Source organism: Streptomyces antarcticus (assembly GCF_026627255.1).
GTDB classification, from domain to species: domain Bacteria; phylum Actinomycetota; class Actinomycetes; order Streptomycetales; family Streptomycetaceae; genus Streptomyces; species Streptomyces antarcticus.
The window spans coordinates 22,747-42,962 of sequence record NZ_JAPNLM010000006.1 but is presented as its reverse complement, the minus strand read 5'-3'; the positions used below and the strand labels follow the sequence as shown (position 1 = coordinate 42,962).

14 protein-coding genes are annotated in these 20,216 nt (G+C 70.2%); 9 read left to right on the top strand and 5 right to left on the bottom strand.

Annotated elements, in window-relative coordinates; all coding sequences use genetic code 11:
• Positions 1-108 precede the first annotated feature (108 nt).
• The 8 genes from OTB16_RS11800 (at position 109) to OTB16_RS11765 (ending at position 11,701) form a co-directional block, all read left to right on the top strand.
• Positions 109-1,335 (top strand): thiolase family protein, encoded by a 1,227-nt coding sequence (locus tag OTB16_RS11800; protein ID WP_267720055.1) that lies wholly within the window; start codon positions 109-111, stop codon positions 1,333-1,335.
• Positions 1,332-3,470, top strand: a complete 2,139-nt coding sequence (locus OTB16_RS11795; protein ID WP_267720054.1) for a 3-hydroxyacyl-CoA dehydrogenase NAD-binding domain-containing protein — start codon at positions 1,332-1,334, stop codon at positions 3,468-3,470. Before OTB16_RS11800 ends, OTB16_RS11795 begins: the two co-directional genes overlap by 4 nt.
• A 167-nt stretch (positions 3,471-3,637) precedes the next feature.
• On the top strand, positions 3,638-4,705 hold the full coding sequence (locus OTB16_RS11790) for a phage baseplate protein (protein ID WP_267720053.1): 1,068 nt from the start codon (positions 3,638-3,640) through the stop codon (positions 4,703-4,705).
• A gap of 230 nt (positions 4,706-4,935) precedes the next feature.
• Positions 4,936-6,894, top strand: a complete 1,959-nt coding sequence (locus OTB16_RS11785) for a hypothetical protein (protein ID WP_267720052.1) — start codon at positions 4,936-4,938, stop codon at positions 6,892-6,894.
• Between the two features lie 55 nt (positions 6,895-6,949).
• Positions 6,950-8,458 (top strand): bifunctional cytidylyltransferase/SDR family oxidoreductase, encoded by a 1,509-nt coding sequence (locus OTB16_RS11780; protein ID WP_267720051.1) that lies wholly within the window; start codon positions 6,950-6,952, stop codon positions 8,456-8,458.
• Positions 8,459-8,460: 2 nt separating this feature from the next.
• A complete protein-coding gene (locus OTB16_RS11775; RefSeq protein WP_267720050.1) occupies positions 8,461-9,267 on the top strand; it encodes a rhamnogalacturonan acetylesterase in 807 nt (268 codons plus the stop codon).
• Positions 9,268-9,279: 12 nt separating this feature from the next.
• Positions 9,280-10,086 carry an Ig-like domain-containing protein gene (locus OTB16_RS11770; RefSeq protein ID WP_267720049.1) on the top strand — a complete coding sequence of 269 codons (807 nt, stop codon included), beginning with the start codon at positions 9,280-9,282 and terminating at the stop codon, positions 10,084-10,086.
• 13 nt (positions 10,087-10,099) lie between these two features.
• Positions 10,100-11,701, top strand: coding sequence for a glycosyltransferase family 2 protein (locus OTB16_RS11765; protein ID WP_267720048.1), 1,602 nt, complete (start codon positions 10,100-10,102; stop codon positions 11,699-11,701).
• A gap of 76 nt (positions 11,702-11,777) precedes the next feature.
• Here the strand turns inward: OTB16_RS11765 and OTB16_RS11760 are convergent, their stop codons facing one another.
• On the bottom strand, positions 11,778-12,920 hold the full coding sequence (locus OTB16_RS11760) for a hypothetical protein (protein ID WP_267720047.1): 1,143 nt from the start codon (positions 12,918-12,920) through the stop codon (positions 11,778-11,780).
• A 127-nt stretch (positions 12,921-13,047) separates the two neighbouring features.
• On the opposite strand from OTB16_RS11760, the gene OTB16_RS11755 reads away from it, so the two are divergent.
• On the top strand, positions 13,048-14,109 hold the full coding sequence (locus OTB16_RS11755) for an LCP family protein (protein ID WP_267720046.1): 1,062 nt from the start codon (positions 13,048-13,050) through the stop codon (positions 14,107-14,109).
• A gap of 66 nt (positions 14,110-14,175) precedes the next feature.
• Here OTB16_RS11755 and OTB16_RS11750 read toward each other — a convergent pair whose 3' ends face one another.
• The 4 genes from OTB16_RS11750 to OTB16_RS11735 form a co-directional block, all read right to left on the bottom strand.
• On the bottom strand, positions 14,176-15,672 hold the full coding sequence (locus tag OTB16_RS11750) for an amino acid permease (protein ID WP_267720045.1): 1,497 nt from the start codon (positions 15,670-15,672) through the stop codon (positions 14,176-14,178).
• A gap of 105 nt (positions 15,673-15,777) precedes the next feature.
• Entirely contained in the window at positions 15,778-17,727 is a 1,950-nt protein-coding gene (gene dxs / locus OTB16_RS11745; RefSeq protein WP_267720044.1) for a 1-deoxy-D-xylulose-5-phosphate synthase, read from the bottom strand.
• Between the two features lie 252 nt (positions 17,728-17,979).
• Positions 17,980-19,290: a sugar ABC transporter permease gene (locus OTB16_RS11740; RefSeq protein ID WP_383901805.1), complete on the bottom strand. Its 1,311-nt coding sequence runs from the start codon at positions 19,288-19,290 to the stop codon at positions 17,980-17,982.
• Positions 19,287-20,075, bottom strand: coding sequence for an ATP-binding cassette domain-containing protein (locus OTB16_RS11735; protein WP_267720043.1), 789 nt, complete (start codon positions 20,073-20,075; stop codon positions 19,287-19,289). The genes OTB16_RS11740 and OTB16_RS11735 overlap by 4 nt, the downstream gene beginning before the upstream one ends.
• Positions 20,076-20,216 lie beyond the last annotated feature (141 nt).

The following is a 20,216-nucleotide window of genomic DNA, read 5'->3' as shown; positions in this document are numbered from 1 at the left end:
ACATTGGTTACCCGCAAGTAGCATGGGTGGGGTGAGCGCGCGCTCAGCCGCATCCGCCGAGCGCGCACCCGCGCAGCAGTGCACACCCGCACCTGGAGGAGAGCCAACGTGCCTCGTACCGTCAGGGACGTCGTCTTCGTAGACGGCGTCCGCACCCCGTTCGGCAAGGCGGGCCCGAAGGGCATCTACCACGAGACCCGCGCCGACGACCTCGTCGTGAAGGCGATCCGGGAGCTGCTGCGCCGCAACCCGGACCTGGACCCCAAGAAGATCGACGAGGTCGCCATCGCCGCGACCACGCAGATCGGCGACCAGGGCCTCACGCTGGGCCGTACGGCCGGCATCCTCGCGGGCCTCCCGCAGTCCGTCCCGGGCTACTCCATCGACCGCATGTGCGCCGGCGCGCTCACCGCCGTGACCGCGGTCGCGGGCGGCGTGGCCTTCGGCGCGTACGACGTCGCCCTCGCCGGCGGCGTCGAGCACATGGGCCGCCACCCCATGGGCGAGGGCGTGGACCCGAACCCGCGCTTCGTCTCCGAGAAGCTGGTCGACGAGTCCGCCCTGTTCATGGGCATGACCGCCGAGAACCTGCACGACCGGTACCCGACGATCACCAAGCTCCGCGCCGACGAGTACGCCGTGCGCTCGCAGGAGAAGGCCGCCAAGGCGTACGCCGACGGCAAGATCCAGCAGGACCTGGTCCCGGTCTCGGTGCGCAACACCAACGAGGCGGCGGGCGAGACGGGCTGGGGCCTGGTCACCACCGACGAGCCGATGCGCCCGGGCACCACGCTGGAGAACCTGGCCGGCCTCAAGACCCCGTTCCGCCCCCACGGCCGGGTCACCGCGGGCAACGCCGCCGGTCTCAACGACGGAGCCACCGCCGCGATCATCGCGTCCGAGGACTTCGCCCGGGAGAACAACCTCCCGGTCAAGATGCGCCTGGTCTCGTACTCCTTCGCGGGCGTCGAGCCGGAGGTCATGGGCTACGGCCCGATCCCGGCCACCGAGAAGGCCCTCGCGCAGGCCGGTCTGACGATCGACGACATCGGCCTCTTCGAGGTCAACGAGGCCTTCGCCGTACAGGTCCTGGCCTTCCTGGAGCACTACGGCATCGCCGACGACGACGCGCGCGTGAACCAGTACGGCGGCGCCATCGCCTTCGGTCACCCGCTCGCCTCCTCGGGCGTGCGCCTGATGACGCAGCTGGCCCGTCAGTTCGAGGAGCAGCCGCACGTCCGCTACGGCCTGACCACCATGTGCGTCGGCTTCGGCATGGGCGCCACCGTCGTCTGGGAGAACCCGCACTTCACCTCCGAGGGAGACTCCAAGTGAGCACCACCACTGAGCTCCTGAAGGGCGCGGCCGAGCTGTTCCCGGACGAGGTCGTCACGCAGGCGCACGTCCGCCACCTGGACCTGCCGTTCGGCGCCGGGCGCTTCGCGCTCGTCACGCTGGACAACGGCCTGGACCACACCAAGCCGACCACCTTCGGCCCGCAGTCCCTCGCCAACCTGAACGCGGCGATCGACCAGCTCGAGCAGGAGGCCGCCGCCGGCTCCATCGTCGGCGCGGGCATCACCGGGAAGCCGTTCATCTTCGCGGTGGGCGCCGACCTCAAGGGCGTCGAGCTGCTGAAGAAGCACGACGAGGCGCTCGCCATCGGCAAGGGCGGCCACGATGTCTTCAAGCGCCTCTCGGCGCTGGCCGTCCCGACCTTCGCCTACTACAACGGCGCGGCGATGGGCGGCGGTGTCGAGGTGGGCCTGCACTGCTCCTACCGCACCGTCTCCAAGGCCATCCCGGCCTTCTCGCTGCCCGAGGTCTTCCTCGGCCTGGTTCCCGGCTGGGGCGGCTGCGCCCTGCTGCCGAACCTGATCGGCGCGGACCGCGCGGTCTCGGTGATCATCGAGAACTCGCTGAACCAGAACAAGCAGCTGCGCGGCAAGCAGGTGCTCGACCTGGGCATCGCGGACGCGCTGTTCGAGGGTGCGGACTTCCTGGAGCAGTCGCTGCTGTGGACCGCGGGCGTGCTGAAGGGCACCACCGAGGTCGTACGCGCCGAGATCGACCGCGGCGAGGGCTGGGACGCGGCGGTCGCCCGCGGCCGCGCCATCGCGGACTCCAAGGTGCACGGCGCGGCCCCGGCCGCCTACCGCGCGCTGGAGATCATCGAGGCGGCCAAGGACGGCGACCTGCAGAAGGGCTTCGACGCCGAGGACACCGCGCTCGCGGACCTCATCATGGGCGGCGAGCTGCGCTCCGGCATCTACGCCTTCAACCTGGTCCAGAAGCGCGCCAAGCGCCCGGCCGGCGCCCCGGACAAGTCCCTGGCCCGCCCGGTCACCAAGGTCGGCGTCGTGGGCGCGGGTCTGATGGCCTCGCAGCTGGCGCTGCTCTTCCTGCGCCGCCTGGAGGTGCCGGTGGTCCTCACCGACATCGACCAGGAGCGCGTGGACAAGGGCGTGGGTTACGTCCACGCCGAGATCGAGAAGCTGCTCGGCAAGGGCCGCATCAACCAGGACAAGGCCAACCGCCTGACCGCACTGGTGACCGGCGTCCTGGACAAGGCCGAGGGCTTCGCGGACGCGGACTTCATCATCGAGGCCGTGTTCGAGGAGATGTCGGTCAAGCAGAAGGTGTTCGCGGAGGTCGAGGCGGTCGCCCCGGCGCACGCGATCCTCGCCACCAACACCTCCTCGCTGTCGGTGTCGGAGATGGCCTCCAAGCTCCAGCACCCGGAGCGCGTGGTCGGCTTCCACTTCTTCAACCCGGTCGCGATCCTCCCCCTGCTGGAGATCGTCCGCGGCGAGCAGACCGACGACGCCTCGCTGGCCACGGCCTTCGGTGTCGCGCGGAAGCTGAAGAAGACCGCGGTCCTCACCAAGGACGCCCCGGCGTTCGTCGTGAACCGCATCCTCACCCGCTTCATGGGCGAGATCCAGAACGTCATCGACGAGGGCACCCCGGTGGCCACGGCCGAGAAGGCCATCGAGCCGCTCGGTCTGCCGATGTCCCCGCTGGTGCTGCTGGAGCTCGTCGGCCCCGCGATCGGGCTGCACGTCTCCGAGACCCTGAACCGCTCCTTCCCGGAGCGCTTCACCGTCTCCCCCAACCTGAAGCGGGTCGTCGAGGCCGGCAAGCGCGGCTTCTACGTCTACTCGGCCGAGAACGGCTTCAAGCCGGAGCTCGACCCCGAGGTCGCCGCCCTCCTGGTCCAGGGCGACAGCGTCCTGACCGAGGAGCAGGTCCGCGACCGCGTCCTGGACGCGGTGGCACAGGAGATCGGTCTGATGCTGGAGGAGGGTGTCGTGGCCGAGGCCCAGGACATCGACCTCTGCCTCATCACGGGCGCCGGCTGGCCCTTCCACCTGGGCGGCGTCACGCCGTACCTGGACCGCGAGGGCGTCTCGGAGCGCGTGAACGGCAAGAAGTTCCTCGCCCCCGGTCTGGCGAGCGTCCCGGTCTGAGGAATTTTGGTGTGGCGGGTTCCGGCCCGACATACCGTCGCATAGCGATGCGAATGCACATCGGGCGTCCGTCCCCCGTCGGGGGCGGGCGCCCGATGCCTTTGAGAGAACGCCCTGGCCGGGGGCCGATGCCGGGGCCGGACGGCCCTGCTGACAGAATGCCGGACATGGCGGACAACCAGACACCTTTCAGCCGGCGGACCCTGCTGTTCGCCGGCGGCGCCGTTGCCGCCGGAATTGCCGCGAGCAGCCTGGGATGGCCACGGGACACCGAACCGGATGAGCCGGATGTAACGGACGTAACGGACGAACAGAACGCCCTTCCCCGGATCGTGGGCGAATTCGACATACGCTCCGGCACCGAGATACTCACGCCCACGCGGCTCTTCAACACGACGGGCCCGCAGTCATTCGCCTTCGACGACGTGAACGGTCTGGTCTACACGCTCCAGACCCTTCAGGCCGGAATCCGCCTTTCGGACGAGGACGAGCCGCTGGCCGCCACCGACCGCAAGGACTCCGGGGACATGTGCCTGACGCGGCTGACCGCGGCGGGGAAAGTCACCGGCCACATGTATCTGCGCGGTTTCGGCCACGGCATTTCGTTCGCGGTCGAGCCGGTGGGCAAGCGCACCCACCTCTGGGTGGAGGGAAAGGCGGACCCGAAGACCGGCTACGGCCGCTCGGTGGCCCGTACGCCGTTCAAGGACGGTGCGATCCTGGACAGCTCGGACTCGGCCGTGACCCACTTCGACCCGGTGCCGAGCGCCTCCGACGTCTCCCCCTCCCTCGACCTGGCCGGCGGCCGTGTGCTGGTGAGTCACGAACGGGGCGGCGAACGGCGATTCGCCGTATACCAGATGGAGGATTTCCTCGCCGGGCGCACGGAGTCCGCGCAATTCGTCAAAGCCGGCGTACAGGTCAAGGAAGAGGAATGGTTCCAGGGCTGCGCACTGCACGGGAACTTCATCTACATACTGACCGGAAACCCGTATACAGACAAAAACGGTAAGAACCCCCGGAAGTCCGGCGGCAACACTTACATTTCGGCTATCGATGTCACCACCGGAAAGGCGCAGGGCCGTCAACGCGTCACCGCGGCGCCGGATCTTCCCTACCGAGAGCCCGAGGGAATGGCCGTCACCCTGGCGGGGGGCCGGGTGGGATTGTGCATCGGCTTTTCCGTGAAGAACGAAGACCGCCGGGAACTGACGCTCTATCGCTTCACGGCGTGAGATGCCGCCTTCGGACCGAAGGCCCGCCATCCACACCCAGCGAAGGCCCGTTACCTTTATGTGACCTTTACAGAGGGTCATCCCCAAGCATTGGCCCGGGGTTCACCTGAAGTTCTCGAGGCCTCCATAAGGCTGCTTATACTACTCCGACACTTCACGGGATTCTCAAACCTCCACGGGGGAGGCACCGCACTATGGGCTCCAAGCGACGGCAAGCAGTTCTCGGCATCTTGATCACCGCTGGGCTGATTCTCAGCTTCATCGGCATGATGGCCGCCGTCGCCCTCGCCTCCCTCCCGATGTTCGCGTACTGCGCGGCCGTCAGCTACGCCTCCGACCTGCTGCTCCACAACAGCGAATCGACGACGCTGGAGCGGCTGCGCGACTCCCGCTTCGGTCTCACCATGCGCTTCCTCATCCGGCAGTTCCTGCTGCTCGGCCTGTGCGGAGCCATCGCCGACATCGAGTCTTTCGTGGCGCAGATGACCACCATCGGGCTGCTGCTGCTCTTCATCCTCCAGCTCGCGTACGGCGCGCTCCTCAAGCACGTCCGCAAGATGCGCAACGAGCTGCCGTTCACCACCCGCGGGCTCGACCTGGAGGCACTCGGCATCCGTCGCATGCCGCACCCGTTCCTGGTCGACAAGCACGTCCGCAAGACCCTGCACATGGACATCCCGCTGATGGGCGGCGCGCTGGCCACCATCGCGACGGACAACTGGCGCTGGGTCACGTACGGCATGATCGCGACCGTCTTCCTGGCCTACCTCTCCCTGCTGGTGCTGGTGCCCGACGCGCGCAACGCGCTCAAGCTGCCCACCGCCGACGAGGCCCTCGACGAGCTCAACCACCAGCTGGCCGAATACCGCCCCCAGGTGGCGCTCTACTTCACCTTCGCCGCCATCTCCAAAGACTTCATGTACCAGGTGAACATGTGGCTGGAGGCACTGGAGGAGCTGGACCTGCGGCCCGTCATCGTGCTCCGCGAGCGTGCCACCCTGCGCTACCTGGACGCGACGTCCATCCCCGTCATCTGCGTTCCCAAGGCCGACAACCTGGCGCGGATCGAGATGAACGAGCTCCGCGTCGCCCTCTACCCCGGCAACGCGGGCAAGAACGTGCACATGCTCCAGCGCGCGGAGGTCAAGCACGTCTTCATCGGCCACGGCGACAGCGACAAGCTCGCCAGCAGCAACCGCGTCAGCAAGGTCTTCGACGAGATCTGGGTGGCCGGCCGCGCGGGCCGCGACCGCTACGAGCGCATCAAGCACGCCGTGACGCACAACCAGATCGTCGAGGTCGGCCGGCCCCAGCTCATGCCGCTGCACCGCTGGACCGGCAAGGTCGCCGGCCCGATGCCCACCGTCATCTACGCCCCCACCTGGGAGGGCTGGACCGACGACGCCTGCTACACCTCGGTCATCCCGGCCGGCGAGACCCTGATCCAGGCCCTGCTCGACCACGAGCAGGAGATCCGGATCATCTACAAGCCTCACCCGCTCACCGGCTCGCGCTCCGCCGAGGCCGCCGCCGCGCACCGCCGCGTCATCGCGATGCTCCAGGAGGACAACGCCCGGCGCTTCGGCCGCAACGCCACCGACTCCAAGTCCGCGGCCAGGAAACTGGCCCGGATCGACCAGCGCATCGCCGACCTCTCCGAGCGCGGCGTACGGTCCAAGTTCCCCGACCTCACCGAAGAGGAGCGGACCGCCCGCATCAGGCGCAGCCGCAACCAGGCCGCGACCCTGTACTGGAGCGCGATCCCGGACACCGCCCACCACGTGGTGACCGAGCGGATCCCCGCCCTGTACGACTGCTTCAACCAGTCCGACCTGCTCATCGGCGACATGTCGAGCGTCGTGTCCGACTTCGTCGCGACGCTGAAGCCGTACGCGATCTTCAATCTCGACGGGCTGCCCGATGCCGAGTTCCGCAACGAACAGCGGACGGCGTACGCCTCGTACCTCCTGGACCCCGACTGCAACGGCCTGAGCACGGCCATCGACGCCATGCTCAATCCGCGCGAGGACGTCATGGCGCCCTACCGGGAGCAGCTCAAGGAGTACCTCCTCGGCCAGGAGTACCCGCCCTCCGGCGTCCGCTTCAACGCCGCCGCGAACAACCTGTACCGGCGGGGGCTGCTCGATTTCCCCGTGGAATACCCGGAACACACGCACCTGCCCGCGTAGCCGGACCCCTCCCGAGCACCTCGTGCCCCATCCCCCTGCCAGGAAGAAGGAGACCTTGTCCTCCAGTGCCACCCCGCGCCGCACCATTGCCGTCGTCCTCGCCGGTGGCACCGGTCAGCGCATCGGTCTAGAGATACCGAAGCAGCTGCTCAAGATCGCCGGGAAGCCGATCCTCGAGCACACCCTGCACATCTTCGAGACCGCTCCGGACGTCGACGACGTCATCCTCCTGATGACCCCCGCCTACGTGGAGGACGCCCAGCGCATCGTGGACCGCGCCGGCCTCGGCAAGGTCACCCGGGTCCTGGCGGGCGGCTCCACCCGCAGCGAGACCACCCGCATCGCGATCCGCGCGGCGGCCGAGGACCTCGCCCCCGGCGAGGACGTCAACCTCCTCTTCCACGACGCGGTCCGCCCGCTGCTGTCGCAGCGCGTCGTCAAGGAGTGCGTCGAGGCCCTGGAGAAGTTCCAGGCCGTCGACGTGGCCATCCCCTCCTCCGACACCGTCATCGTCACCCGTACCCACGGCGACGACGGCGAGTTCATCACCGAGGTGCCGGACCGCTCCCGGCTGCGCCGCGGCCAGACCCCGCAGGGCTTCAGGCTCACCACGATCCGCGCCGCCTACGACCGGGCCGAGGCCGACCCGTCCTTCCAGGCCACCGACGACTGCTCCGTCGTGGTCAAGTACCTGCCGGACGTGCCGGTGCACGTGGTGCAGGGCGACGAGTACAACATGAAGGTCACCCAGCCCGTCGACGTCTTCATCGCCGACAAGCTGTTCCAGCTCGCCTCGCACACCGCGCCCGCCCAGGCCGGCGATGCCGCCTACCGCGAGCAGCTGGCCGGCAAGACCGTCCTCGTCTTCGGCGGCTCGTACGGCATCGGCGCCGACATCGCGCGGATCGCCGAGGGCTTCGGCGCCCGCGTCTTCGCCCTGGGTCGCTCCACGACCGGCACGCACGTCGAGAACCTCGACCACGTCGAGGAGGCCCTCGCCCGGGCCTACACCGAGACCGGCCGCATCGACTACGTCGTCAACACCGCGGGCGTGCTGCGCGTCGGCCGGCTCGACGAGACCGACAACGAGACGATCCGGGAGGCGCTGGAGGTCAACTACCTCGCCCCCGTGAACATCGCCCGCGCCTCGTACAAGTACCTGAGCGAGACCGAGGGCCAGCTGCTGCTGTTCACGTCCAGCAGCTACACCCGTGGCCGCGCCGAGTACAGCCTGTACTCCTCCACGAAGGCCGCCATGGTCAACCTGACGCAGGCGCTCGCCGACGAGTGGGCCGGCGACCGGATCCGCGTCAACTGCGTGAACCCCGAGCGCACCGCCACCCCGATGCGGACCAAGGCCTTCGGCCAGGAGCCCTCGGGCTCCCTGCTGACCTCCGAGTCGGTGGCCCTCAGCTCGCTCGACGTCCTGCTGTCCGAGATGACCGGCCACGTCATCGACGTGCGCAAGCAGGACCCGACCTCGTCCCCCGCGCAGCGGTCGGCCTTCGAAGCGGCTCTGGAGTCGGTGCTACTCACCCAGACCGCGGAGGAGCAGGAGGTCTAGGCGTGACGTACGCACCCGGAAACCAGCAGGGCGTCCGCCCCAGGATCTTCGTGGCGGGCGGCTCCAACGCGGTCGGCCGCCCGTACAGCTTCCTGCCGATGGCGGGCTGGACACAGGCCCTGCCGCTCTTCCTCACCGACGCGGTCGAGGTCGTCAACTGCGCCCGCGCACGGGCCAGTTCGAAGAGCTTCCGCGAACGCGGGCGGCTCCAGTGGATCCTGGACACCATGCGGCCGGGCGACTACCTCCTGTTCGGCTTCGGCCAGACGGACTGGAAGCCCGACCCGGGCCTGCACACGGAGCCGTTCTCCACCTTCCTGGAGCACATGGCCGCCTACGTGCACGGCACCCGCGAGCGGCAGGCCCACCCGGTGATCCTGCTGCCGTACGAACGGCGCCGCATCGACCGGCACGGCAACGTGGCCCGCTTCCTGGGCGACTACCCGCTCGCCGCCCGCCAGCTGGCCGAGGACGAGCACGTGCCGGTCGTCGACTTGTACCGCCAGAGCCTGCAGTGGTGGGAGGAGCTCGGGCCGGAGGCGTCCAAGCGCGTCTTCACCTACCTGCGGCCGGGCGAGCCCCTCCAGCGGCACGTCCAGGACGGCGACAACGTCCACCTGCGGGCCGAGGGCGCCATCGAGTGCGCCCGGTTCATCGCCCGCAGCATGATCGAACAGGGCATCATCCCGTCCCACTGGGGCCGGGACCTCGACCGCCGCCGGTTCTCGTACGACGAGCTGGGCTGGCTGGATGAAGAGACGTTCGCCCACAACACCAAGTCCCGTGTGTCCATGTCCCCCAGTAGTTGAGGAGTCCGGCGCGTGAATCTCCTGTGCCGGGGCAGGGCCCTCGGCGACGACCCGTCCCTGGGCGTCGTCTACGCCGCCCTGTACAGCTCAGCCGACCCGCGGCGCTACGTCGTGCCCGGCGAGACGTTCCAGCTCGGCCTGTCCGTGGCGCCCGACCAGAGCGCCTCGCGCGGCTGCGCGTACCTCCTGGAGGCGCCGTTGAAGGGAATCGCCGATGTCGTGGCGCTCCAGGGCCTGGAGCACTTCCCGCGGCAGCGCTGGTTCCGGGTCCGGGCCGACGCCGGCGAGACCGCCACGGGCGTCCTGCACCTGCGGCTGCGCGAATCGGTCGGCGCGCCCGTCCTCCGTCCCCAGATCATGGTGGGCGTCCCGGACGCGACCGGCCGCAGGCTGGTGCGCACCGGCAAGCTCTCGGACGAGGCGCTGCGCCTGCGGGCGCCCTCCGCCCGGGGGCTGCGCATCGAGGCCGAACCGGGCCGGCCGGGCTCGGTGAACGTCCTGTCGGCGGCCCCCGCGGGCAGTACGGCCATCTCCGTGACCCAGCCGGGCAACGGTGACGCGCAGCTGTCCTACGACGGCTGGGTCACCTACACGCCCGCACCCGGCTTCACCGGCTACGACCGGTTCGAGTACGTGGTGGGCACGCCCGCGGCCGCGAAACTGACCTCGCACGTGAACGTCTTCGTGGGTCCGCCGGCGCACATCCCCGGTGTGTTCCCGCAGCACACGACGGACGTCGCCTTCCGCCCGTGGCAGTGGCCCGAGCTCATCGGGGAGATGCCGTGGCCCCGGCCCGACCAGTCCGCGCGTAACCGATGAGGATCAACGGATCATGAACCAAGCGATCGTGCACGCCGCCGACATCAAAGACGTGACGGTCGCGCTGCGGGTCTGCAACCAGGCCGCCGCGGTCGAGGCGTGCCTGGCCTCCCTCGTCGCCCAGTCGATCGGGACGGACCGGCTGGAGGTCATCGCCGTCGACGACGGCTCGACCGACGACAGCGGATCCCTCCTGGCCCGCGCCGCCCACCAGTACCCGGGGCTGCTGCGCGTGGGCCAGGTCCCGCGCGGGCTGAGCACCGCGTCGGCCCGGAACTGGGCGCTCAGCCAGGCCGGTGGCCGGTACGTGATCTTCCTGGACGCGGCGGACCGCCTCGCGCCCGACGGGCTGGAGCGGATGCTCGCGGCGGGCGACGCGAACGAGGCCGACATCGTGCTCGGAAAGCTGGAGAGTTCCGGCCGGCACACGGTGGCGACGTCGATGTTCCGCAAGAACCAGACGCACACCGACATCTACACCTCCCGCGCGTACTGGTCGCTGACGTCGGACAAGCTGTTCCGCGCCAGCCTGCTCCAGCGGCGCGGGCTGGCCTTCCCCACCGACATGCCGTTCGGCGAGGAGCAGGCCTTCACCGCGGCCGCGTACATCGGGGCGGACAACATCTCGGTGGTCGGCGACCGCACCTGCGTGGTCAAGGGCCCCTCGCAGACGCCCTCGGCGGCCCTGCCGGACCGGGTCGCCCTGGTGTCGCGGATGCTGGCGCTGGTCAGCTCGCAGCTGCCGGAGGGGCCGCGGCGGGACCGGCTGCACGCGCGGCACCTGGAAGTGGAGCTGGGCAAGGCGACCGCCGCCGCGCTGCTGACCGCCGAGGACCCGGCCGGCCGGGAGCGGACCCTGTGGTCCGCGTCCGAGGTGCTGCGCTCCCAGGTCTCGCCGGGGGCCCTGGCGCTGCTGCCCCGGATGCTGGCGGTACGGTACGCGCTGCTCGCGCGGGGCCGGGTCGCGGAGGCGGCGACGATGGCCGCCTTCGAGGCCGACAAGGACCGGCCGGGCGTCCGCAAGACGGTCGAGGGCGGCAGGGTGTTCACGACGCTGCCGTTCTTCCGCGACCCTCAGGTGGGCCTGGAGGACGAGCTGTTCGACATCACCGGCGACATGACCGTCAGCCACCAGCTCCAGGGCGTGGGCTGGGACGGGCCGATGCTGCTCCTGGACGGGTACGCCTTCTTCGAGCAGCTGTCGACGAAGGACCGCGCGACCCGGGTGGTGATGCGGGAGCGTACGAGCGGCGCGGAGGAGGGCTTCTCCGTGACGGCCCGCCGCGACGACACCCTGGTCAACTCCAAGGGCAACACCCGGGCGATGGGCCGCTTCTCGACCCGGATCAACCTGGCGCAGACCTCCAGCGGCTGGCCGGTACCGCCCGGCGTGTGGGACTTCCACCTGGCCGTCTCCTTCGAGGGCGTGACCCAGGAGGTGCGGCTCGGCGGGCACCGGGCCGACGACCTGGACACCACCGCCCGGCAGCCGGTGGTCGTCGCGCCGGCGCCCGGCACGCAGGGCATGGAGCTGGTGGCCACGCCGTACTACACCACGTCCGGTGGCCTCAGCGTGGAGATCTCGCAGCGCACCCCGCTGCCGGACCGCGGCTGACGGACCGCGGCTGACGGACCGCCCGGCGGCGGCCGGGCCGGGGGCGGCACCCCCGGCCCGGCCGGGCCCCGGTCGGTCAGGCCCGCTGCCAGGGGCCGAACGCGAGGCCCTCGCCGGCGGTTTCCTGCCGCGCGACGACCAGGGAGCCGTCCCGGTCGAGGGCGGCCACCACGATGCGGTCCGCGGCGTCGACGGCGACCTGGGGGGCGTGCAGGCCGTGGCCGCCGAGGGAGGCCCACCAGGTGCCGTACCCCTCGTTCTCGCTGACGTAGGCGGTGAGTTCGATGTCGCCCTCCGCGCCGTTCTGCGCGAGGACCGTGCAGTCGTAGCCGCCGATGACGGCCTTCCCGACGCCGGGCGTGCCGCGGCCGCCCGCCCCGCCGAGCCCCATCATGCCGCTCTGCACTCCCTGGTCCCCGGCCCGCCAGGCCACCAGCGAACCGTCCCCCGGGTAGCGCCAGAAGTACGTGGCCCTGCGCGCGCCCGTCTGACACCCCGCGGGGGCCCCGGCCATCTGCGTGGCGACGCGGTCGGCGAGACGGAACTGCCCCTGCCCGGCGCCCACCCAGCGGTCGACCCCGGCCGGCCCGGCGGCCAGTACCTCCAGGGGCCCGCCGACGGGCATCAGCGCCGTCACCCCGCCCTGGTAGGACTCGGGGGCCAGCTGCTTCCACCCGCCCCACGTGCCCTGGGAGTTGCGGCTGCGCCGCACGATGCCGCCGAGGCGCAGCGACACGATGACGTGCACGCTGCCGGAGCGCTGGTTGACGACGACGCACGGCGGCCGGACCGGGCCGTCCTGCGCGGGACCGCCGCGTACGCCCGGAACGCCCAGACCGCGCCAGGCGGTCAGGCCGCGGCCGGACTGGAACTGGGTCGCGACGGCGGCTTCGGGGCCGTCGGAGCCGTCCGCCGGGGTGCGGAGGGTAACGAAATGGATGTAGCCCTCGTGGCTCTGCGCCATGACCGCCGACCCGGTCCAGCCCGGTACCTCGAGTTCCTCGGGGCCCGTCCAGCCCGTGCCGGGAGCACCCGTCTCGGTCCAGCGGAGCAATCCCCCGGCGGCGCACGCGTAGGCCGTCAGACGGCCGTCGTTGCCCCTGAACAGCCACTTTCCGCTGGGGGCCGAGGGATGGGCGGGTCCGGCCGCGCCCGGCGCGGTGACCTGCGCCCCGCGAGCCGGACGGGCGGGCCGGGTGCCGCCCCTGCCTGGGTTCACGACGCCGTCCGTCCTTCCGCCATGTGCCGTCTGCCGTGTGAGCGTCCGCTCCGGTTCACCCCGGACCGACCCACTCGAAAGTCTGTCTATTATTCACATTCATCTATAGCAGAAGGGCTCTGCCTCCATGACCGACCAGCCCGCCGCACCCTCGCGCACCAGTCGGCGCAAGCCGCGCCGCGGCAAGCGCGTCCTGTGGATCGTCCTGCTGTCGGTGGCAGTCCTGATCCTCGCCGCCGGCGGGGCGGGGTGGTGGATGTATAGCAGTCTCAACAGCAACATCTCCAGTGTCGACCTGAACCGGGCCATCGGGGACGACCGGCCGAAGAAGGTCGTCGCCGGAGCGCAGAACGTCCTGGTGCTCGGCTCCGACTCCCGGGCGGGGGCCAACGGCGACCTGGACCACGGCGACGTCAGCGGGGCCCGTTCCGACACCACCATGCTGGTGCACATACCCGAGGGCCGGGCCAAGGCGACCGCGGTGAGCATCCCGCGCGACACCCTGGTCAACCGGCCCGAGTGCAAGGGTGAGGACGGCAAGACGGCCCCGGCGCAGAAGCGGGCCATGTTCAACAGCATCTACGGCACCGGCGGCCCGGCGTGCGTGGTCAAGACCGTGGAGGCCATGTCGGGCGTCCGCGTCGACCACTTCGTCGAGGTGGACTTCGCGGGCTTCAAGGGCCTGGTGGATGCGCTCGGCGGGGTCACCGTCACCCTCGACAAGCCGATGACCGGGGCGAAGGGCGGCCTGAAGCTGGACGCGGGCACCCACCGCCTGGACGGCGCCGACTCGCTCAAGTTCGTCCGTACCCGCTACGGCTACGGCGACGGCAGCGACCTGGGCCGGATAGGCCTCCAGCAGCAGTTCATGCTGGCGATGCTGTCCGAGATCAAGAAGCAGGACGCCCTCGGCAACCCGGCCCGGCTCTACAAGCTGGCGGACGCCGGCACCAAGTCCCTGACCACGGACTCCGACCTCGCCTCGCTCACCGCGCTGTCCGACTTCGCGCAGAGCATGAAGGGCGTGGACCCGGACACCATGGAGACCATCATGCTCCCGGTGGCCTACGACAAGGTGGACCCGAACCGCGTGATCACGGCGGAGCCGCAGGCGACCCAGCTGTGGGAGGCCCTGCGCAACGACCAGAAGATCCCGGCCTCCGCGAAGAAGTCCCCGGCCACGGGCTGACGGGGGCCCGCACACACGGAGCCGGCCGTACGGGTGACCGTACGGCCGGCTCCCGGCTTCGCACGCCTAGAACTTCGCGTCCGCGCCGGTCTTGCCGAGGCGGCTGTTGCGGCGTCCGTACAGGAAGTAGACGACGACGCCGATCGCCATCCAGACCCCGAAGCGGATCCAGGTCTCGGCAGGCAGGTTGAGCATCAGCCAGAGCGAGGCCGCGATCGACACGATCGGGACCACCGGCACCCACGGGGTGCGGAAGGCCCGGTGCAGGTCGGGGCGGGTCCGGCGCAGGACGATCACGCCGAGGGCAACCACCACGAAGGCGAACAGGGTGCCGATGTTCACCAGCTCCGCGAGCTTCTCCAGACTGGTGAAGCCCGCGACGACGGCGATGATTCCGCCGAGCAGCACGGTCGCCCGGTAGGGGGTGCGGTACTTGGGGTGGGTGATGGAGAAGACGCGTGGCAGCAGTCCGTCACGGCTCATCGCGAAGAACACCCGGGTCTGGCCGAGCAGCAGGATCATGCACACGGTGATCAGACCGACGGACGCCCCGAGGCTGATGGCGCCGGCGAAGAACGGCTGGTTCACGGATTTGAACGCCTCGGCGAGCGGGGCGCTGGGCGACATCTCCGAGTACTTCTGCATGCCGGTGACCACCAGCGTCACGGCGACGTAGAGCACCGTGCAGACCAGCAGCGAGCCGAGGATGCCGCGCGGCATGTCCCGCTGGGGGTTCTTGGTCTCCTCGGCCGCGGTGGCCACGACGTCGAAGCCGATGAAGGCGAAGAAGATGAGGGAGGCCGCGGTGAAGATGCCCATGACGCCGAAGTTGGTGGGTGCGAAGCCGAAGAGCAGCTGGATCAGTGGCGCGTGCAGGCCGCTGCCCGCCTCCTGCGGCTGGGCCGGGGGGATGAACGGCGAGTAGTTGTCGGCCTTGATGAAGAACAGCCCCGCGATGATGACCAGCAGCACCACGGTGACCTTGATGGCGACCACGACCGCGGTGATCCGGGCCGAGAGCTTCGTCCCGATGACCAGGACCGCGGTCAGCGCCAGGATCAGCAGGAAGGCCAGCAGGTCGAAGGTTCCTCCCGCGTCGGGTCCGGCCAGCGCGACGGGCATGTCCCAGCCGAGGTTGGTCTCCAGGAGGTTGCGCACGTACCCGGACCAGCCGACCGCCACGACGGCGGTGCCGAGCGCGAACTCCAGCACCAGGTCCCAGCCGATGATCCAGGCGGGCAGCTCACCGATCGAGGCGTACGCGAAGGTGTAGGCCGAGCCGGCCACCGGCACGGTGGACGCGAACTCGGCGTAGCAGAGCGCCGCGAGGGCACAGACGATGCCCGCCGCCACGAAGGCGAGGGCGGTGGCGGGCCCGGCGTTGTTCCGGGCCGCGATGCCCGTGAGGACGAAGATGCCGGTGCCGATGATCACACCCACACCGAAAACGGTCAGGTCCCAGGCGGAGAGCGACTTGCGGAGCGCGTGTTCCGGCTCCTCCGTGTCGCGGATGGACTGCTCCACCGTCTTGGTGCGGAAGGGGCTGTTCGTATCCCTACTCACCGACGCACCTCCGAACAGGTGTCGACGCACGCGAACGGGCCGGGAGGCCCACCTCAAGGGTGATCTCCCGGCCCGCGACGTGCAACCGCGCGTCCTGCAACCGGGCTAGTCGACGGTGGCGGCCTGCTCGGTGTCGTAGCGCCCGTCGAGCTTGGCGACCAGGCCCGTGACCTGCCGGGCGATGTCGGGGGCGGTCAGCCCGATCTCGGCCAGGATCTCCTTGCGCGGCGCGTGGTCGAGGAAGCGCTGCGGGATGCCGAAGTCGCGCAGCGGTACGTCGACTCCCGCGTCCCGCAGGGCCTGCGACACGGCGGCGCCCACGCCGCCGGTACGGCCGTTGTCCTCGACGGTGACGACCACGCGGTGGCCGTCCGCGAGCGGGGCCAGCGCCTCGTCCACCGGCTTGACCCAGCGGGGGTCGACGACGGTCGAGGTGATGCCCTGCTTGTCCAGCAGTGCGGCGATCTCCAGGCACATCGGGGCGAGCGCGCCGACCGAGACGATGAGTACGTCCGTGGGGGCACCTCCCAGGCCCGCAGGGCCGAGGGGGAGGGTGACCTCGGGGGCCGGGGTGCGCAGCACGTCCATGCCGCCGATGCGTCCGACGGCCGGGACGGCCGGGCCGACGACGCCCTTGGAGTAGCGCACGACGGTCGGGGCGTCCTCGACGGCGACGGCCTCGCGGAGCTGGGCGCGCAGCTGCTCGGCGTCGCGCGGGGCCGCGAGGCGCAGGCCGGGGACGACCTGGAGGATGGACATGTCCCACATGCCGTTGTGGGAGGCGCCGTCGTCGCCGGTGACGCCGGCGCGGTCCAGGACGAAGGTCACCCCGCACTTGTGCAGGGCCACGTCCATCAGGACCTGGTCGAAGGCGCGGTTGAGGAAGGTCGCGTAGACGGCGAAGACGGGGTGCACGCCGCCGCTGGCCAGGCCCGCGGCGGAGGTGGCGCCGTGCTGTTCGGCGATGCCGACGTCGAAGATGCGGTCCGGGTAGGCGTCCGCGAACTTCTTCAGGCCCACCGGCTGGAGCATGGCCGCGGTGATCGCGACGATGTCCTCGCGCTCCTTGCCGAGCTTGACCATCTCGTCGGCGAAGACGGAGGTCCAGCTGGCGGCGGCGGTCTTCACCGGCAGACCGGTGTCCGGGTGGATGACGCCGACCGCGTGGAAGCGGTCCGCCTCGTCCTGGACGGCCGGCTCGTAGCCCCGGCCCTTCTGGGTGAGGCAGTGCACGATGACCGGTCCGCCGAAGCGCTTGGCGCGCTGCAGCGCCGATTCCAGCGCCTCGATGTCGTGGCCGTCGATGGGACCGACGTACTTGAGCCCGAGGTCTTCGAACATGCCCTGCGGGGCGATGAAGTCCTTGAGGCCCTTCTTGGCGCCGTGCAGGGTCTCGTAGAGGGGCCTGCCGACGACCGGGGTCCGCTCCAGGAGGTCCTTGCCGCGGGCCAGGAAGCGCTCGTAGCCGTCGGTGGTGCGCAGGGTCGCCAGGTGGTTCGCGAGGCCGCCGATGGTGGGGCCGTACGAGCGCTCGTTGTCGTTGACCACGATGACCAGCGGGCGGTCCTTGGCGGCGGCGATGTTGTTCAGCGCCTCCCAGGCCATGCCACCGGTGAGCGCGCCGTCCCCGATGACGGCGGCGACGTGGTGGTCCTCGCGGCCGAGCACCTCGTTGGCCTTGGCGAAGCCGTCGGCCCAGCCCAGCACGGTGGAGGCGTGCGAGTTCTCGATCACGTCGTGCTCGGACTCGGCGCGCGAGGGGTAGCCGGACAGGCCGCCCTTGGTGCGCAGCCCGCCGAAGTCCTGGCGGCCGGTGAGGAGCTTGTGGACGTAGGCCTGGTGGCCGGTGTCGAAGAGGATCTTGTCCTTGGGCGAGTCGAAGACCCGGTGCAGGGCGATCGTCAGTTCGACCACCCCGAGGTTGGGGCCGAGGTGCCCGCCGGTCTTGGAGACGGCGTCGACGAGGAAGGACCTGATCTCCGAGGCGAGCTGGTCGAGCTCCTCCTTGCCGAGCCGGTCCAGATCGCGCGGTCCCTTGATGCGGGTCAGCAGCACCCGTGCCTCCTTGCAGTCGCCAGCTGGTCTGACGAGTCTAATGTTCCGCTCGCGGGCGCGGTCATCGGGCCGTCCCGGCGGTGTCACACCTTTGTCATACATGTACACACCGCTGTGGGGTCACACATCCCAAACGGGCGTATACCCGCACAGGTGTACGGGTATTTACACGCATCGGTGCCCGGTGCCACACGAAGTGGCACCGGGCACTGTGACCGGTCTTACCGGCGGATGTCGCTTCCGGGCGTGCGGTCAGGCACGTCCGGCGGTCTTCTGGGTCTTGCGCGTGACCGAGTCGATCACCACGGTGGCCAGCAGCACCGCACCGGTGATCATGTACTGGATCGGAGTCGCGATGCCCTCCAGGGCCAGACCGTACTGGATGGAGGTGATGACCATGACGCCGAGGAGGGCGTTCCAGGTCCGGCCCCGGCCGCCGAAGAGGCTGGTGCCGCCGATGACGGCCGCGGCGATGACGTTCATCAGCAGGTCGCCGGCGCCGGCGCTCTGGTTGGCCGCCGCGATCTTGGAGGCCCAGAAGAGCCCGCCGATGGCGGCGAAGGTGCCGGCGATCGCGAAGACCGTGATCCGGACCCGGTTGATGTTGATGCCGGCCCGCCGGGACGCCTCGACGCTGCCGCCGAGTGCGAAGACCTGGCGGCCGAAGGTGGTGCGGCGCAGGAGGAAGTCCGTACCGACCAGGGCCAGGATGAAGAGCACCACCGCGAGCGGCAGGCCCTTGTACTGGTTGAACACGAGGGCCGGACCGAAGGTGAACACCGCGAGCAGGCCGGTGCGCAGCAGGATCTCGCCCATGGGCCGGGAGGGCACCCCGGCGGCCTCGCGACGCCGGGCGTCGAAGAAGGAGCCGAGGAAGTAGCCGACCACCGCGACGGCGGCCAGGGCGTAGCCGACGGCCACGTCCGAGAAGAAGTACGTGGTCAGCTTGCCGACCACGCCGTCGGAGTCCAGGTTGATCGTGCCGTTGCTGCCGAGGATCTGCAGCATCGCGCCGGACCAGAACAGCAGGCCCGACAGGGTGACGGCGAAGGCCGGGGCACCGATCCGGGCGAAGAAGAAGCCGTGGATGGAGCCGATGAGGGCGCCGCCCGCGACCGCCGCGAGGATGGCCAGCCACTCGTTCATGCCGTGGGTGACCGACAGGACGGCGACGATGGCGCCCGAGACGCCGCTGACCGAGCCGACCGAGAGGTCGATCTCGCCGAGCAGCAGCACGAAGATGATGCCGACGGCCATCATGCCGGTGGCGGTCATCGTGATCGCGATGTTGGTGAGGTTCTCCGGGGAGAGGAAGTTCGCGTTCAGCCCCTGGAAGATGCCCCAGATGATGATCAGGCCGATGACGACGGGGATGGACCCCAGGTCGCCGGCCTTCATCTTGCGGCCGAACTCGCTCAGGTATCCGGCGAGGCCCTGCTCGCGGACGAGCAGGCGCGGGTCCACGGCGGGGATGGCGTCCGCCGCGGCGGCCGGGTTGACGACCGTGTGGCCGCCGACGCCGTCCGTCGTCTTGTGGAGCGGGGCAGGGTTCTCGGTGCTCACTTGCGGGCCTCCCCGGTGCGGGCCGCGCGGCGGGTCACGGCGTTGTCCGTGGCTCCCGTGATGGCGGAGATGATCTCTTCCTGCGAGGTGTCGGCGACGCTGAAGACACCGTTGTTGCGGCCCAGCCGCAGGACGGCCACCTTGTCGGCGACCGCCTTCACATCGGCCATGTTGTGGCTGATGAGGATCACGGCGTGGCCGCGCTCGCGCAGCCGCTCCACGAGGTCGAGGACCTGTGCGGTCTGCTCGACACCGAGGGCGGCGGTGGGCTCGTCGAGGATGACGAGCTGGGGCTCGCCGAGCATCGAGCGGGCGATCGCCACGGTCTGGCGCTGACCGCCGGAGAGCGAGGCGATGGGAATCCGGACACTGGGGATCCGGATGGACAGGGTGGTGAGGAGCTCGCGGGCGCGGCGCTCCATCTCCACCTCGTCGAGGACACCGCGGCGCTTGAGCTCGCGGCCGAGGAAGAGGTTGCCGACGACGTCGATGTTGTCGCACAGCGCGAGGTCCTGGTAGACCGTCGCGATGCCCAGGTTCTGGGCGTCGTGGGGCTTGCCGATGGAGACCGGGCGGCCCTCCCACTCGATGACACCGTCATCGATGGGGTGCACGCCGGCGATCGTCTTGACCAGCGTGGACTTGCCGGCGCCGTTGTCGCCCACCAGGGCGACCACCTCACCGGAGTGGATCTCGAGTTCTACGTCGGTCAGGGCCTGAACGGCGCCGAACCGCTTCGAGACCCCTCGCAACGCCAGCACGGGCGCAGCGGACACATGAACCATCTCCTTCGCCGCCTGACCGGCGGGGATGTCGTGCAAAAGAGCAGGAGCGGGGCGAATGGGGGGGTAGAGCGGGAGCAAGACGGGTGAAACGTTTCTGCCCGGCGCCCCGCGGGTGGCGGGGTAAGAAGGGGCGGGGCGCCG

Bases quoted from the DNA above. Each gene is read 5' to 3' on its own strand.
- OTB16_RS11790 (WP_267720053.1), top strand. From the start codon at position 3,638: ATGGCGGACAACCAGACACCTTTCAGCCGGCGGACCCTGCTGTTCGCC.
- OTB16_RS11735 (WP_267720043.1), bottom strand. From the start codon at position 20,075: ATGGTTCATGTGTCCGCTGCGCCCGTGCTGGCGTTGCGAGGGGTCTCG.
- OTB16_RS11755 (WP_267720046.1), top strand. From the start codon at position 13,048: ATGACCGACCAGCCCGCCGCACCCTCGCGCACCAGTCGGCGCAAGCCG.
- OTB16_RS11765 (WP_267720048.1), top strand. From the start codon at position 10,100: ATGAACCAAGCGATCGTGCACGCCGCCGACATCAAAGACGTGACGGTC.